The organism is Streptomyces sp. NPDC002853 (genome assembly GCF_053591915.1).
This window is the reverse complement of sequence record NZ_JBSFUS010000006.1, coordinates 58,770-73,493: the sequence shown is the minus strand read 5'-3', so window position 1 is coordinate 73,493 and position 14,724 is coordinate 58,770. Positions and strand designations below refer to the sequence as shown.

The 14,724-nt window shown below is 69.9% G+C and carries 9 protein-coding genes; 3 read left to right on the top strand and 6 right to left on the bottom strand.

Translation table 11 applies throughout. The features are described 5' to 3' along the window. The first annotated feature begins 405 nt into the window (after nt 1-405). Nucleotides 406-1,188 carry a transcriptional repressor LexA gene (gene lexA, locus ACWD02_RS17560; RefSeq protein WP_363209982.1) on the top strand — a complete coding sequence of 261 codons (783 nt, stop codon included), beginning with the start codon at nt 406-408 and terminating at the stop codon, nt 1,186-1,188. Nucleotides 1,189-1,311: 123 nt separating this feature from the next. Here lexA and ACWD02_RS17555 read toward each other — a convergent pair whose 3' ends face one another. The 5 genes from ACWD02_RS17555 to ACWD02_RS17535 form a co-directional block, all read right to left on the bottom strand. Beyond that, nucleotides 1,312-3,354 carry an ATP-dependent DNA helicase gene (locus tag ACWD02_RS17555; RefSeq protein ID WP_451210992.1) on the bottom strand — a complete coding sequence of 681 codons (2,043 nt, stop codon included), beginning with the start codon at nt 3,352-3,354 and terminating at the stop codon, nt 1,312-1,314. Between the two features lie 40 nt (nt 3,355-3,394). Then, nucleotides 3,395-5,404, bottom strand: a complete 2,010-nt coding sequence (locus tag ACWD02_RS17550) for an IucA/IucC family protein (protein ID WP_451210989.1) — start codon at nt 5,402-5,404, stop codon at nt 3,395-3,397. Nucleotides 5,405-5,462: 58 nt separating this feature from the next. After that, nucleotides 5,463-6,296, bottom strand: coding sequence for a GNAT family N-acetyltransferase (locus ACWD02_RS17545; protein WP_451210986.1), 834 nt, complete (start codon nt 6,294-6,296; stop codon nt 5,463-5,465). A 36-nt stretch (nt 6,297-6,332) separates the two neighbouring features. Further along, nucleotides 6,333-8,414, bottom strand: coding sequence for an IucA/IucC family protein (locus ACWD02_RS17540; RefSeq protein WP_451210983.1), 2,082 nt, complete (start codon nt 8,412-8,414; stop codon nt 6,333-6,335). A 98-nt stretch (nt 8,415-8,512) separates the two neighbouring features. Then, complete coding sequence (locus ACWD02_RS17535; protein ID WP_451210980.1) at nt 8,513-9,982, bottom strand: diaminobutyrate--2-oxoglutarate transaminase family protein; 1,470 nt, start codon at nt 9,980-9,982, stop codon at nt 8,513-8,515. Nucleotides 9,983-10,312: 330 nt separating this feature from the next. Between ACWD02_RS17535 and ACWD02_RS17530 the strand changes: the two genes are divergently transcribed. Both ACWD02_RS17530 and ACWD02_RS17525 read left to right on the top strand, forming a co-directional pair. Beyond that, on the top strand, nt 10,313-11,548 hold the full coding sequence (locus tag ACWD02_RS17530) for a trypsin-like serine peptidase (RefSeq protein ID WP_451210978.1): 1,236 nt from the start codon (nt 10,313-10,315) through the stop codon (nt 11,546-11,548). A gap of 228 nt (nt 11,549-11,776) precedes the next feature. Next, entirely contained in the window at nt 11,777-12,997 is a 1,221-nt protein-coding gene (locus ACWD02_RS17525; RefSeq protein WP_451210975.1) for a trypsin-like serine peptidase, read from the top strand. A 117-nt stretch (nt 12,998-13,114) separates the two neighbouring features. Here ACWD02_RS17525 and hflX read toward each other — a convergent pair whose 3' ends face one another. Further along, nucleotides 13,115-14,614, bottom strand: a complete 1,500-nt coding sequence (gene hflX, locus ACWD02_RS17520; protein WP_451210972.1) for a GTPase HflX — start codon at nt 14,612-14,614, stop codon at nt 13,115-13,117. Nucleotides 14,615-14,724 lie beyond the last annotated feature (110 nt).

Here is a 14,724-nt window from a genome sequence, read left to right as displayed (position 1 = left end):
AAGGCCTGGAAAGACCGGGGACCACAACTTCTGGGCCGTGGTTGCAATCCAACCACTAGATCTGGGGTTTGACCGTAAATCCGGCCCCATCGCGTGTCGCGCGCCCACGGCCCGCCGGGAAGGGTACGAGCCCGCCTCGCGCGCCGCACGGGAAGGGGGCGGTGCGGGGTTGACCGGGTGCCGAGTGGCAGTATGGGAGCCCCACCGAGGGGGCCGCGGCCCTGGCGGTGAAGCGTACCGTAATGAACCGAAATGCCAGTCGGCTCGAACGTTAGCCATACACCCAGACGCATGATCAGAACAGGCGATCTGCGATTTTTCACTCGAACGTGTGTTTGGCGCAACCTTTCGAAAGCAACTACCGTTGGCTAACTAGGGAGAACATCTCGAGAGGGGCCGACAGACGTGACCACCACCGCAGACAGCGCCACCATCACTGCCCAGGACCGCCAGAGCCGACTCGAGCCGGTGCATGCCATGAATGACGCAGCCACGAACCAGGAGGGCCCCAAGCCCACACGCTCCCTACCGGGCCGACCTCCTGGCATCCGCGCCGACAGCTCAGGGCTCACCGACCGGCAGCGCCGTGTCATCGAGGTCATCAGGGACTCGGTGCAGCGGCGGGGGTACCCGCCGTCCATGCGGGAGATCGGGCAGGCGGTAGGCCTCTCCAGCACCTCATCGGTCGCTCACCAGCTGATGGCCCTGGAGCGCAAGGGCTTCCTGCGCCGCGACCCGCACCGCCCCCGGGCGTACGAGGTGCGTGGCTCGGACCAGCCGAGCAGCCAGCCCACGGACACGGCAGGCAAGCCCGCCGCTTCGTACGTCCCACTGGTCGGCCGCATCGCGGCCGGTGGCCCGATCCTCGCCGAGGAGTCGGTGGAGGACGTCTTCCCGCTCCCCCGGCAGCTCGTCGGCGACGGTGAGCTCTTCGTCCTCAAGGTCGTCGGCGACTCGATGATCGAGGCGGCCATCTGTGACGGGGACTGGGTGACGGTCCGCCGCCAGCCGGTCGCCGAGAACGGCGACATCGTCGCCGCCATGCTCGACGGCGAGGCCACGGTGAAGCGGTTCAAGCGCGAGGACGGTCACGTGTGGCTGTTGCCTCATAACTCCGCGTACCAGCCCATCCCCGGTGACGAGGCCACGATCCTCGGCAAGGTGGTGGCGGTGCTGCGGCGAGTGTGAGCCTCCGCCCCCGACCGGGCCCCGGAACCAACTGCGCCGGTTCCGGGGCCCTGCTGCGTCTGCGGCCGCCCACCGGACGGGGTGTAAGAGATGGTGGCCCGGGTCTCACGCCCGGGCCGTCCCTTACGCCTCGGCAGCCTCGTCCTCACCGTCCGTCTGGGGATTGGTCTTGGGGTCAGGCTTGGGGTTCGGCTTGGGGTCCGCCTTGGCTGCCGCATCGATCGCGGCCAAGGAGCGGCGGGCCTGATTGCGGTCCGTCGTGTACCAGAAATCGGGGAGCGAAGCCCTCAGATAGCTGCCGTAGCGCGCGGTCGCGAGCCGGGGGTCCAGGACGGCGACCACCCCACGGTCCGCGGAGGCCCGCACCAGCCGGCCCGCGCCCTGCGCCATCAGGAGCGCCGCGTGGGTCGCGGCGATGGCCATGAAGCCGTTGCCACCGCCGTCGTCCACCGCCTTCTGGCGAGCGCTCATCAGGGGGTCGTCGGGGCGAGGGAAGGGGATCTTGTCCATGACCACCAACTGGCAGCTCGCGCCCGGCACATCGACGCCCTGCCACAAGGAAAGCGTCCCGAACAGGCAGGTCCGCGTGTCCGCCGCGAAGTGCTTGATCAGCTCGCCCAGCGTCTCCTCGCCCTGCAGCAGGATGGGCATGTCGAGACGGCCACGGAGCTCCTCGGCGGCGTTCTGAGCGGCGCGCATGGAGGAGAACAGGCCGAGCGTTCGACCGCCTGCCGCCTCGATCAGTTCGGCCAGCTCGTCGATCATGTCGCTGCGCGTGCCTTCACGGCCCGGCCGGGCCAGGTGCTGGGCGACGTACAGGATTCCCTGCTTGCGGTAGTCAAAGGGCGAACCGACGTCGAGGCCCTTCCAGGCCGGGGCGTCCTCGGACTCGATGCCCTCGGGGGCGAGCCCCAGGGAAGCGCCCACGCCGTTGAAGTCGCCGCCGAGCTTGAGGGTGGCGGACGTGAGGACGACCGAGCGGTCGCTGAAGAGCTTCTCGCGGAGCAGGCCCGACACGGACATGGGGGCGACCCGCAGCGAGGCTCCGAAGCGGTCGTGCCGCTCGTACCAGACGACGTCCCACTCTGAGCCGTTGCTGATGCGCTCCGCCACGTCGTGGATCGTCTCTACGGAGGCGAGGGCCTGTTTGCGTACGGCGTCCTCGTCCTGGACCGATTTGTCGCGGGTGGAGCCGAGGGCCGAGATGACCGTACGGGCGGCGTCGCGCAGAGCCATCAGCGCGTATCCGAGGTCCTCCGGGACCTCCTCGAGGCGGCCGGGGAGTGCCAGCTCCATCACCCGCTCGAAGCCCTCGGAAGCGGTCTGGAGCTGATCTGCCGCCTTTTCGTTGACGAGCTTGGCGGCTCGGCGCACGGCTCGGTTGACCTGGCCAGGGGTGAGCTCTCCGGTGGCGACACCGGTCACCCGGGAGACCAGTTCGTGGGCCTCGTCCACGATCAGCACTTCGTGCTGAGGAAGGACGGGGGCGCCCTCGATGGCGTCGATCGCGAGGAGCGCGTGGTTGGTGACGACGACCTCGGAGAGCTTGGCCCGCTCCCGTGCCGCCTCTGCGAAGCACTCCGCTCCGTACGCACACTTCGAGGCGCCCAGGCACTCCCGGGAGGAGACCGAGACCTGGGACCAGGCACGGTCGGAGACTCCCGGAGTCAGGTCGTCCCGGTCGCCGGTCTCGGTCTCGTCCGCCCAGTCGCGCATCCGCAGCAGATCCTGGCCGAGCTTGCTGGTGGGGGCAGCGGCCTCGAACTGGTCGAAGAGGCCCGGCCCGTCCTCCTCTTCCTGCGGCACGCCCTCATGGAGGCGGTGCAGACACAGGTAGTTCGAGCGGCCCTTGAGCATGGCGAACTGGGGGCGGCGGCGCAGCAGCGGATGCAAGGCGTCCACCGTCCGCGGCAGATCACGCTCCACGAGCTGGCGCTGCAACGCGAGGGTGGCTGTCGCGACCACGACACGCTCACCGTGCGCGAGCGCGGGCACCAGGTATCCGAGGGACTTGCCCGTGCCGGTGCCGGCCTGGATCAGAAGATGGGAACCGTCGTCGATCGCCTCGGCGACGGTCTCGGCCATCGTCACCTGGCCAGGGCGCTCTGTGCCGCCGACGGCGGTGACGGCGGCGTGCAGGAGCTCGGGAAGGGAGGGCTTTGTCATAGCGCGACCACCCTACGGGTCTCCACTGACAATCCCTCGATCAAGGCTGATGCAGAGGGTTCGGGACGCTCCCGTACACGGCGGCGTGGGGCCGTTCGGGACGGTCCCGGTACCCGTCGAGGTGCAGCCGGTTGCGGTTGAGGCACAGGCGCTCGATGCGCGGCGTGAGCAGGTCGAACATCTCGTACCGCTCCTTGAGCTGGGGGGCCCGCGCCTGATGGCGGAGGATCTCGGCGCGGACGAGGGACCAGAAGGTCGTCTCCGGGACACCCAGCTGTTCGTGGCAGAGCGGGGCCAGGTAACGGAAGACACCCACGAAGAGCCCTGCATGGATGAACTGCGTGAGGAAGTCCGGGCGTTCGGTGAGCAGGACGTCGCGGACGTCGTCCGGCATCGACGCGTGTTCGGGAACAGCCTCGGCGCTGACATTTATGTCGTCGACGAAGTCCTTCACCGCGAGACGGACGGGGACATCCTTGTCGTCGAAAACGACGATGGCGTTCTCCCCGTGAGGGGAGAACACAGTGCCGTACCGGTAGAGGAATTGCAGCAGCGGAGGGAGCAGAGCACCGAAGAGGTGACGCAGCCAGGCCTCGGGAGTGAGCCCGGAGCGCTCGACCAGCTCGGCGACGAAGGCTTTCCCGTCCGGATCGGTGTGCAACAAGGAGGCGAGCGTACGGGCGCGCTCGTCCGGGGCAAGATACCGGGTGATCGGCTCGCGCCAGATCGCCCCGAGCAGTTCCTTGTATTGGTAGGGGACCTCAGGAAGGCCGTCGTACAAGGGATGCTCGACGGTCACCGAAGCGACCTCGCCGAGCAGGATCACCCGGCATTCGTCGCGCAGGAAGGGGTCGGCGTCACGCAGGGCGTGCATCCACGCGGTGACGGCGGGTGCGGCGAGAGTGCGCTCGGTCGGGAGTCCGCGCCACACGAGGGTGTTGAGGACCGACAGCGGCAGCTTGACGGTGTGCCGATCGGGACGGGACAGATTCAGGAACGTACGGATGGACTGCTGGGGCAGCCGCAGATCACCGTCGGTGGGCAGCGGCACGATCGCGCCCTCGGCCACGGAGGGGGCGAAGAGGGGCAGCACGACGTCGTCCCACTGCCACGGATGCACCGGCAAGTAGAGATAGGCGTGCGGGTCGAGCCCGCGTGCCGTGAGAACCTCCGCGAAGAATGCCCGTGTGGCGGGGGCTAGTTCGCGCGTGTAGAGCTTTTCCGCCGTGTCCAGGCCCGCGACGCCTCGGTAGGCGGCGAGGTCGGCATGAACCGCGATCCATGGGAGCTGCGCGGTGAGGCGGGCCTCGGGCGCCCAGCGGGCGGCGTCGCTGGCGGAGAAGCCGATGCGGCCCTTGTTCAGGACGAGCCAGGGGTGTCCGGTCTGATGTCCTTCGAGTTCGGCGTAGCCGAGGTCGGCGAGCTGCGCCGCGGTGAGGGCGGTCTGGTCGAGCCGGGCGTCGGCGGTGAGTGTGACGGTGAGCTCGCGGATGAGGTGGCCGAGCGTGGCGCCGTCGATTCCCAGCGTGCGGCGGGCCCGGGTGAGGAAGCGGAGGGGGTCACTGAAGGGGAGCGGTGCTGTTCCCTCGCCCTCGGTCAAGGCGAGGCTGGCCGGGTCGACGCGCCAGCTGCCATACGAGCCTCGGCGGGCACGAAAGTGGAGGCGGGGGGCTGTCTGCGGCCGGGCTTCGCCTGGCTCGCCTGCGGCGGAAGCGCCGTGACCGTCGCTCTCGCCTGCGGCGGAAGCGCCGTGACCGTCGCCGTTCTCGTCGCCGTCGTCGCTGTCGTCGCTGTCGTCGCTGTCGTCGCTGTCGCTGTCGCTATCGCTGTCGAGCCGGAGGCTGTAGCTGACCAGGTCGCCTGGTGCGGCGGGGCCGGGGTCTCGCGGCCCGGTGGGAACCGGCTCGATGATCTCCTCGTAGGCGAACTCGCCGACCATCTTGGCGAGGAGGCGGCGCCCGGCCGTCGCCCACCTGTCCGCGGTCAGTTCGGGCGGGTCATAGAGAGCGAACGGCTCTCGGGATGTCGGGGGGACGGACGGATTCGGCACGGGGACTCCTCAGGGAGGGAACCGGATCAGGTCGAGCGGTGTACCAAGAGTGAGCGGGTCAGAGCACTGCGCGCAGGGCCCGGTCACGGACCATGAGCGCCGCCCGCTTGTCGGGAAGATCCACTTCGGAGGCGTAGCGGAAACCGGCGCTCAGGAATGCGGAGACGGAGGGGGTGTTGCGAAGGTCGGGTTCTGCGATGACGCGTGCGCATGAGACGCGGCGGTCGAGCACAAGGTCGGCGACGGCTCTCAGCAGAGAGGTGCCGAGCCCTCGGCCACGGTCGGCGACACCGCCGATGAGGAGGTGAAGACCGGTGTCGTGCGGGCGGGCCGGATAGTGCCGGGCCAAGGCGTCGAGGTCCGCGCGGTAGACCTCCCAGTAGCTCATCGGCGTGCCGTCAAGGACACCGAGGCAGGGGACGCTGCGCCCGTCACCGTCGATCTGGTCGCGCAGATGCGTCTCCGTGACGGAATCGGGGCCGGCCAGCTCCCAGAATGCCGCCACGGCAGGGTCGTTCATCCACCGGCTGATGAGGGGGAGATCGCGTTCAATACGCACGGGGACGAGTTGGAAGACACCGGCTGAGGTGGTCGCGGGGCCCCAGTCGGCGACGTTGTCCAGCAGGTCGTCGGCTGACGAGGCGGCCGACGAGGCGGCTGACGGGGCCGGGGCACGGACTGCCGTGCGCGCGCCGACCTCGATGCGTCCGGCGTACGCACCCGGCGCTTCGGCCGCGCCGCTCGCACCGAACATGGCGATGAGTTCATCCGGGAGGCGCAGGTCCAAGGTGTCCTGGACATCTGCCCTGTCGGCGGCACAGGACTCAGTGGCGGGTTCGGCGACGGACTCGGTACCGGCGTCGGTGCTCGCATCGGGGGGAGGCGGAGGCACGGCGTCGCTCCTCTCAGAAAAAGCGGGTCATGTTCCTCAGGAATGAAGGGGGTTGGCGATGGAGACGTAGACGGACTGGGTGTCGACGGGGCCCACGAGCTCGTCGAGACCGCGGAGACGGGTCAGCAGGTTGGCCTTGCATCGCAGGACGGGTGAGTCGAGAAGCAGGGCAGGAAGCGGCGTACTCAGCGCGGCCGGGCCGGAGACGATGTCACCGAGGAAGCGTCGGAAGGCGGCGAGCAACAGCCGCTCGTCGGCCAGGCGTTGGGCGCCAAGCGCTCCGATGAGTCCGAGGACATTGTTGATGCCGAGGTAGTAGGCGAAGCGCTCGTCCGCCACCTCGTCGGACACGAAGGTGTCGCTGTGCTCGCCGATGCCGGGGAGCCTGCGGTCGAGTTCGGCGCGTCGGGACTCGCGGTAGTAGTAGCCCTGGTTGTCGCGGTAGCGACCGCCCACGGGCCAGCCGTCGGAGTCGAGCAGCAGCAGGGTGTTCTGCTGGTGGGCCTCCAGGGCGACGCCTGCCTCACTGTCCAGCCAGAGCACGGGGCGCACGACGTGCTGCAGGTAGCGCAGGAACCACTCCGTGGCGACGGCTCCGCGGGGGCGGCCCGTCCGGCCGGCGAGGCGGGTGACGATCTCGCCGAGCCGGGAGCGCATCGGGGGACGGTCGTGCCCCGTGGCGTGCGGTGAGGGCCTGGGCGAGACGAGTCCCGCAATGCAGGTGGCGTCGTCACCGGGGCCGAAGGGGTTGTGCCGGATCATCAGGTCGAGCCCGGTCACGGGCGCGCCGTCGGGGCCGGTCACCGCGAGCCAGGCCGGGTCGCGGATCACGTCGAAGCCCGGGTGGACCGCCTGCCACTGCTCGGCGAGGCCGCTGCGCAGCAGACGGTGGACCTCGACGCCTCGGTGTAGTTCCTTGCGGAGATTCTCACGACGGGAGTTGGTGATGCGCAGGCCGAGCGAGAGTTTCAGCATGGCCGGGGCGCCGGAGCGGTAGAGGGTGCGCACGGAGGAGGTCGGGTACCACGGTGCGCCGTGCGGGCCGAGGTCCTTGAGAAGGCCTGCTTCCAGGAGGGCGGCGGTCGTGGGGCGGTGCCTGAGCTCACGCATCTGCCACGGGTGCAGGGGCAGGGCGGCGTGGCCTTCTGGCAGCGGCAGGTCCGGACCCGCGAGGCGGGCGGTGAGCTGCTCGGCCGGGAGGGTGCGGCCTCGCTCGGTCCAGGCCGAGTCCGCGGCGAGCACCGACGGGTCGACGGCGATCCAGTGCAGCGCGAAGGCACCGCGCAACTCCGGTGAGTAGAGACGGGATTCGGTGTCGGAGAGACCCTCGCGGCTCTTCGGGGTGGGGTGCAGGGGGTGGCCGAGGAGCAGGGACTGTTCGGCGGCGAGGAAGAGGTCGGGCTCGTCGCCGGGGTTGTTCCGGCGGTCGGCGATGAAGGTGGCGGTGCGCCGCACGGAGTCGGCGACACGGCCGACGAGGTCCCCGCCCTCGACCCGCTCATCACCCTCCCCACCGCCACCGGCGGGGCGCGCTGTGCCTGCGGGGCCTGCGGGGCCTGCGACCATGCCTGAGTCCGTGTCGCTGCCGGAGGCCGTGTCGCTGCCAGAGGCCATGTCGCTGCCTGCGTCTGCGTCGCTGCCTGAGCCCGGGCGGCCGGGCTCGGCGTCCGAGTCCTGGGTTCCGCTGCGTTGGCCCGTTTCGCGGCCCAACAAGGCGGCCACGGTGACGGCGTCGGCCGGGGGTGCGCTCTGGGGGCCGTCCTCCAGGTAGGGGAGGCCGAAGCGATGCCAGCCGGTGGCCGACCAGTAGTACACGGGGACGAGGAGCGCGGTGCCGCTGGCCTTGAGCGGGATGCGCAGGGCGCCGTGCTCGGGGGCGGGGAAGTCGTTCTCGCGTACCCAGCAGCGCAGGAGGTTCTCGATGGCCGCGACCTGCGCGGCGGTGTGCGGATCGGGGTGCTCCAGGAGATCGGCGGTCGCGCCTCGCAGCTGCTCGGTCTGCAGGCCTCCCTGCTGCCTGGGGACCGTACCGGGCTCCGCCACCAGCGAGGAATGCTTGCCGCACGCGCCTGGCACGTGGGGGCGGGGTGGACCGTCGGATGGGGGGGTGGCGTTCAAGAGAGCTTCCTTGTGAAGTCGTTCGGGCTCCGGGGCGACGGGCTGGAGCTGAGCTGATGTCTCTTGGCCGTCCGCGGGACGGCCCGGGTCCGGTGTGGCTATCCGTGGTGCGGACGCGCCGCCGCGGAGATCGCGTCGGAGAGGCGGTCGAGGATCGCGGCCGCCTGCTCGTCCGTGATGGTGAGAGGAGGAAGGAGGCGCACGACGCTGGAGTGCCGTCCGCCTAGCTCGACGATGAGGCCGCGGCGCAGGCATTCGCGTTGCACCACCGCGGCGAGTTCGGGCGCGGCGGGAAGCGGTCGCGGGGCTCGGATCAAGGCACTGTCCGAGGCGCCTGTGCCACTCGGAGCGGCCGGGTGCACTCCACCCGGATTTGCCGGGTCCGCCCCGCTCGCGGCAGCGGGGTCCACGAGTTCGACGCCGATCATCAGACCTCGGCCGCGTACGTCGCCGATACAGGGGTGCTCGGTGGCGAGCGACCGCAACTGGGTGAGCATGCGGGTGCCCAGGACCCCCGCGCGTTCCGCGAGGCCGTTCTCACGGACGTACGCGAGGGTGGCCGCGCCGGCCGCCATGGCGAGCTGGTTGCCGCGGAAGGTTCCCGCGTGGGCGCCCGGTTGCCAGACGTCGAGGTCGTCGCGGTAGATGACGACGGCCAGTGGCAGGCTGCCGCCGATGGCCTTGGAGAGCACCATCACGTCCGGAACCACACCGCTGTGCTCGACGGCCCAGAAGGTACCGGTGCGCCCGACTCCGGTCTGGACCTCGTCCGCGATGAGCGGGATGGAGCGTGCGGCGGTGATCTCGCGCATGCGGCGCATCCAGCCGTCGGGAGCGGGATTCACACCGCCCTCCCCCTGCACCGGCTCAAGGATCATCCCGGCCGGTCGGGGCACACCCGACTTGGTGTCGTCGAGGAGGTTCTCGGTCCAGCGGGCCGCGAGTTCGGCGCCGTCCGCACCGCCGATCCCGAACGGGCAGCGGTAGTCCTGCGGATAAGGGAGGCGGGCCACGCGTACGTCCGGTGCGCCGCCGGATGCGGAGAGCGCCCCCGCGGTCATGCCGTGATAGGCGCCGGTGAACGCGAGCATGCCGTCGCGCCCGGTCGCCGTACGCACGAGTTTGAGCGCGGCTTCCACCGCGTCCGTGCCGGCGGGGCCGCAGAACTGGATGCGCGCGCGGTCGGCGAGTTCGCGGGGCAGCGTGTGGAACAGCTCGGTGGTGAAGGCGTCCTTGACCGGCGTCGCCAGGTCGAGGACGTGCAGCGGCGCCCCCGAGTCGAGGACCTTCCTGATCGCCTCGAGCACGACCGGGTGGTTGTGTCCGAGGGCCAGGGTCCCCGCACCCGAGAGGCAGTCGAGGTAGCGCTGTCCGTCGGCACCCTCGATCGTCAGGCCGCGCGCGCGTACCGGCACGATCGGCAGGGCGCGCGCATAGGTGCGCGCGGCCGATTCGCGCGCCGACTGGCGTCGCAGGATCCCCTCGTGTGCTGCGGAGTGCCCCACGGAAGCGACGGAAGCGGAGGGTCCCGCGGAAACCGCCGCGGGCGCCGGCTCGGTCACGGCCACGACTGTTGGTCCTCCCGCTGGGAATGGGCGCTTCCCACTCGATCTGGGCGAGCGCGCCGACGAGTTGGCAGGGGAGATGAACGCAGGCCGCCAGTCCCCCGTACGTACCAACGACGGGGGCTGCGGAGGAACACGGGTAATCGGAAGATCCTTGCCGTGACGGAACCGTTGCCGTTCCGTCGGCTGTCCCCTATGGCACCGGCATAGTGTGGGGTGCCGTTCATCCGCGGCAGGGGTGCGCAGCGCCACGCGAGTACGGTGCTCAACGCTCCGCGCCGCACGCGGTGTCCGGCATGTGAACGATCTCGAAGCCCAGGGGGAATCTCTACTATGCGACCCATACGCCCGCTCAATACCGCTCGTCGTGGGAAGAGCGCGCGCGGCAGGACCTCCCCCGTGGCGGCCGCCGTCGCCATCGGCGCGGCACTCGTTCTGACCGCGACGGCCTGTGGCCCCAGCGAGGACAACGCGGGCGACGATCCGGCCGCCTCCCAGCCCGCCGACGGCGACAACGGCAACGGCAAGGTCCAGATCCCGCAGGACATCCAGGACCGGCTCAAGGAGCACGGCATCGACCTGGACAAGTGGCGGGACGGGGCCTGGAAGAACTGGGACAAGGACGACTGGCTCCGCGAGGCCGGCGACTACGTCAACCCGATCATCGAAGGCCTGTGGGACTCGGACCGCATGCGGGACGCGGACAAGAACCCCGACCGCGGTGTTGACGACAACGACATCTCCGGTGACCAGGGCGTGACCGACCCGACGCCCGAGCCGGTGGAGGCGGCGGCCCTGAAGACGCCGTACGACGCCAGCGCTCCGGCCTCGGGCAAGCTGTTCTTCGACGGCCCCGAAGGCTCGATGGTCTGCTCGGCCACCGTCGTCGAGGACCCGGCGCACCCGGGCAAGTCCAACATGGTGTGGACCGCGGGTCACTGCGTGCACGCCGGTGCGAAGGGCGGCTGGTACCGCAACATCGCCTTCGTGCCCTCGTACAACAACAGCGGCAAGTCGGCCGCCGAGCTGCAGAACGCCCCCAAGGAAGAGGTGGCTCCGCACGGCGTCTGGTGGGGCGACTGGGCACAGACCTCCGACCAGTGGATCGAGAAGGGTGGCCCGACGGGCGGCACGGGCGCGCCGTACGACTACGCGGTCATCCACGTGACGCCCGAGAAGGGCAGCGAGGGTCAGTCTCTGGAGGAGCAGGTCGGTTCGGCGCTCCCGGTGGACTTCAACGCCCCGGCCGTGCCGCAGATCGCCGACATGACGGCGACCGGCTACCCGGCGGCTCCGCCGTTCGACGGCCAGAAGGCCTTCCAGTGCGCCGACAAGCCGGGCCGGCTCTCGATCAGCAAGCCGGACCCGACGATGTACCGCATCGGCTGCACGATGACCGGTGGTTCGTCCGGCGGCGGCTGGGTCGCCAAGGGCTCGAACGGCGAGCCCGCCCTGGTGTCCAACACCTCCATCGGCCCGGTGACGGCCGGCTGGCTGGCAGGTCCGCGGCTCGGCAAGGGTGCCAAGGGCATCTACGACGCGGTGAGCAAGAAGTACGCCGACAAGTAGCGAGCCGCAACGTAGGGGCCACCACGTAAGGGCCACCACGTTGGGGCCACTCGATGTACGACGGCGGGGTCGCCGCAAACCTTCACGACCCCGCCGTCATTCGTCCTCGATCGCACAGGCATAGTGAGGTGTCGCGTCGGCGGGGAGCTCCCGGAGCACCCTCGCCCCCACATGACAAGTACATGGCAATTGCAGCAATCACGCGTTCAATTCGGGGGTTACAACAGCATGCGTTCCATTCGTGCGCCCTACGCGCGCAGTCGCGGACGACGTCTCGCACTCGCCGCGACCGGACTCGCCGCCACTCTGGCACTCACCGCCACGGCCTGCGGTCCCAGCGACAACAAGGCCGGTGACAAAGCCGGTTCCGACACCGCGCAGGGCGCCGACAAGGGTTCCGACACGGACACGGGCTCCGATGCCAAGCTGCCCGGCGACATCGCCGACAAGCTGAAGGACCACGGCATCGACCCGGACAAGTGGAAGGACGGGGCCTGGAAGAACTGGGACAAGGACGACTGGCTCCGCGAGTCCAAGGACTTCGTCAATCCCGTCATCGAGGGCCTCTGGAAGCCCGAGCGGATGACGAAGGCCAAGGACCCGAACAAGACGATCGCCGCGAAGGACGCGCCTTCCGACCAGGGCGCCACCGACCCCGAGCCGGCGCCGGTCCAGGCCAAGCGCGAGAAGACCCCGTACCACAAGAACGCCGCCCCGGTCGGCAAGATCTTCTTCGATTCCCCCGAGGGCTCGATGGTCTGCTCCGGCACGGTCGTGAAGGACCCGCGCAACCCGGGCAAGTCCAACCTGGTGTGGACCGCGGGCCACTGCGTGCACGCCGGTTCGGCCGGTGGCTGGTACCGCAACATCACCTTCGTGCCGGCCTACAACGACCTCGGTAAGTCCGAGGCCGAGCTGAGCAACGCCGCCCCGCAGGAAGTCGCCCCCTACGGCCAGTACTGGGCCGACTGGGTCTCGACCTCCGCCGAGTGGATCGACCAGGGCGCCTCCTCGGGCGGCGCCGGCGCACCGTACGACTACGCCGTGATGCACGTGAAGCCGGAGCAGGGCTCGAAGTCCCTCGAGGAGACGGTCGGCAACGCGCTCGCGGTGGACTTCTCGGTGCCCTCGACGCAGAGCGTGAGCTCGATGGGCGCCTGGGGATACCCTGCCGCTCCCCCGTACAACGGCCAGATCATGCACAAGTGCATCGACAAGCCCGGCCGGCTCTCGCTGACCTCCGCCCAGCCGACGATGTACCGCATCGGCTGCACCATGACCGGCGGTTCGTCCGGTGGCGGCTGGTTCCGGATGGTCGGCGGCAAGACGCAGCTGGTCTCGAACACCTCGATCGGCCCGGCCGAGAACACCTGGCTTGCCGGTCCGCAGCTCGGCAAGGGCGCCGAGCAGGTCTACGACATGATGAGCGAGAAGTACGGCTCCAAGTAGCCGCACGGCGGGCGACCGCCGCGCCTCGCACCTGACATGGCGAAGGCCCGCCCCCTACGAGAGGGGGCGGGCCTTCGCCATGCGTACCGCGTGAACGGCGCCTGTCCGGGCCTGCGTTCAGCCCGCGACCGGCACGTACGGCGTGAGATCCGCCGCCAGTTCCTCGTGCACCCGCGCCTTGAGCAGCGTGCCGTCGGCGGTGTGCTCCTCGGAGAGCACCTCGCCCTCGGCGTGCGCCCGCGAGATGAGCTGACCCTGGGTGTACGGCACGAGGGCCTCGATCTCGACCTCGGGCCGGGGCAGTTCGGTGTCGATCAGCGCGAGCAGCTCCTCGATGCCCGCGCCCGTGCGCGCGGAGACCGCGATCGCGTGCTTCTCGTTGCGCAGGAGCCGCTGGAGGACCAGCGGATCGGCCGCGTCCGCCTTGTTGACGATCACGATCTCGGGCACGTCCGTCGCGCCCACGTCACGGATCACCTCGCGCACGGCGGCCAGCTGCTCCTCCGGCACCGGGTGCGAACCGTCCACCACGTGCAGGATCAGGTCGGACTCGCCGACCTCCTCCATCGTGGAGCGGAACGCCTCGACGAGGTGGTGCGGCAGATGCCGTACGAACCCGACGGTGTCGGCCAGGGTGTAGATCCGGCCGCTCGGCGTCTCGGCCCGGCGCACGGTCGGGTCCAGGGTGGCGAACAGGGAGTTCTCCACCAGGACGCCCGCGCCAGTGAGGCGGTTGAGCAGGGAGGACTTGCCCGCGTTCGTGTAACCGGCGATCGCGACCGACGGCACCTTGTTGCGCTTGCGCTCCTGGCGCTTGATCTCGCGGCCCGTCTTCATGTCCGCGATCTCCCGGCGCATCTTCGCCATCTTCTCGCGGATCCGACGGCGGTCCGTCTCGATCTTGGTCTCACCGGGACCACGGGTCGCCATGCCGCCGCCGCCACTGGATCCGCCGCCGCCCATCTGACGGGAGAGCGACTGACCCCAGCCACGGAGGCGCGGGAGCATGTACTGCATCTGGGCAAGGGCGACCTGCGCCTTGCCCTCTCGGGACTTGGCGTGCTGGGCGAAGATGTCGAGGATCAGGGCGGTCCTGTCGACCACCTTGACCTTGACGACGTCTTCCAGGTGAATCAGCTGGCCAGGGCTGAGCTCACCGTCACACACGACGGTGTCCGCCCCGGTCTCGAGGACGATGTCGCGCAGCTCCTGGGCCTTGCCGGATCCGATGTACGTCGCCGGGTCGGGCTTGTCGCGGCGCTGGATGACGCCGTCGAGCACGAGCGCGCCCGCCGTCTCGGCGAGAGCGGCCAGCTCGGCGACCGAGTTCTCCGCGTCCTGCACTGTGCCCGAGGTCCACACCCCGACGAGCACCACTCGCTCCAGACGGAGCTGTCGGTACTCGACCTCGGTGACGTCCTCGAGCTCGGTGGAGAGTCCGGCGACGCGGCGCAGGGCCGCACGCTCGGAGCGGTCGAACTGTTCGCCGTCCCGCTCTCCGTCGATCTCGTGGCTCCAGGCGACGTCCTCTTCCATCAGGGCATCGGCCCGAAGACCTTCGGGGTAGTTCTGCGCGAGGCTCTGCGCGTCCTGGGAAGGGGAAGAAGAGGAGGTCATTGGATCCTTACGTCGATGGGATTCTTCATTGGGGTCAACGCTCGGGGCCGCCCCGAGATTCCCCGGGCCGGCCGGTGCGGTCCCTGAGATCCCCCCGAAGGGTTTTCCCG

Excerpts from the sequence above, each read along its gene's own strand:
- ACWD02_RS17555 (WP_451210992.1), bottom strand. The coding sequence starts at position 3,354 with ATGACAAAGCCCTCCCTTCCCGAGCTCCTGCACGCCGCCGTCACCGCC.
- ACWD02_RS17525 (WP_451210975.1), top strand. The coding sequence starts at position 11,777 with ATGCGTTCCATTCGTGCGCCCTACGCGCGCAGTCGCGGACGACGTCTC.
- ACWD02_RS17530 (WP_451210978.1), top strand. The coding sequence starts at position 10,313 with ATGCGACCCATACGCCCGCTCAATACCGCTCGTCGTGGGAAGAGCGCG.
- hflX (WP_451210972.1), bottom strand. The coding sequence starts at position 14,614 with ATGACCTCCTCTTCTTCCCCTTCCCAGGACGCGCAGAGCCTCGCGCAG.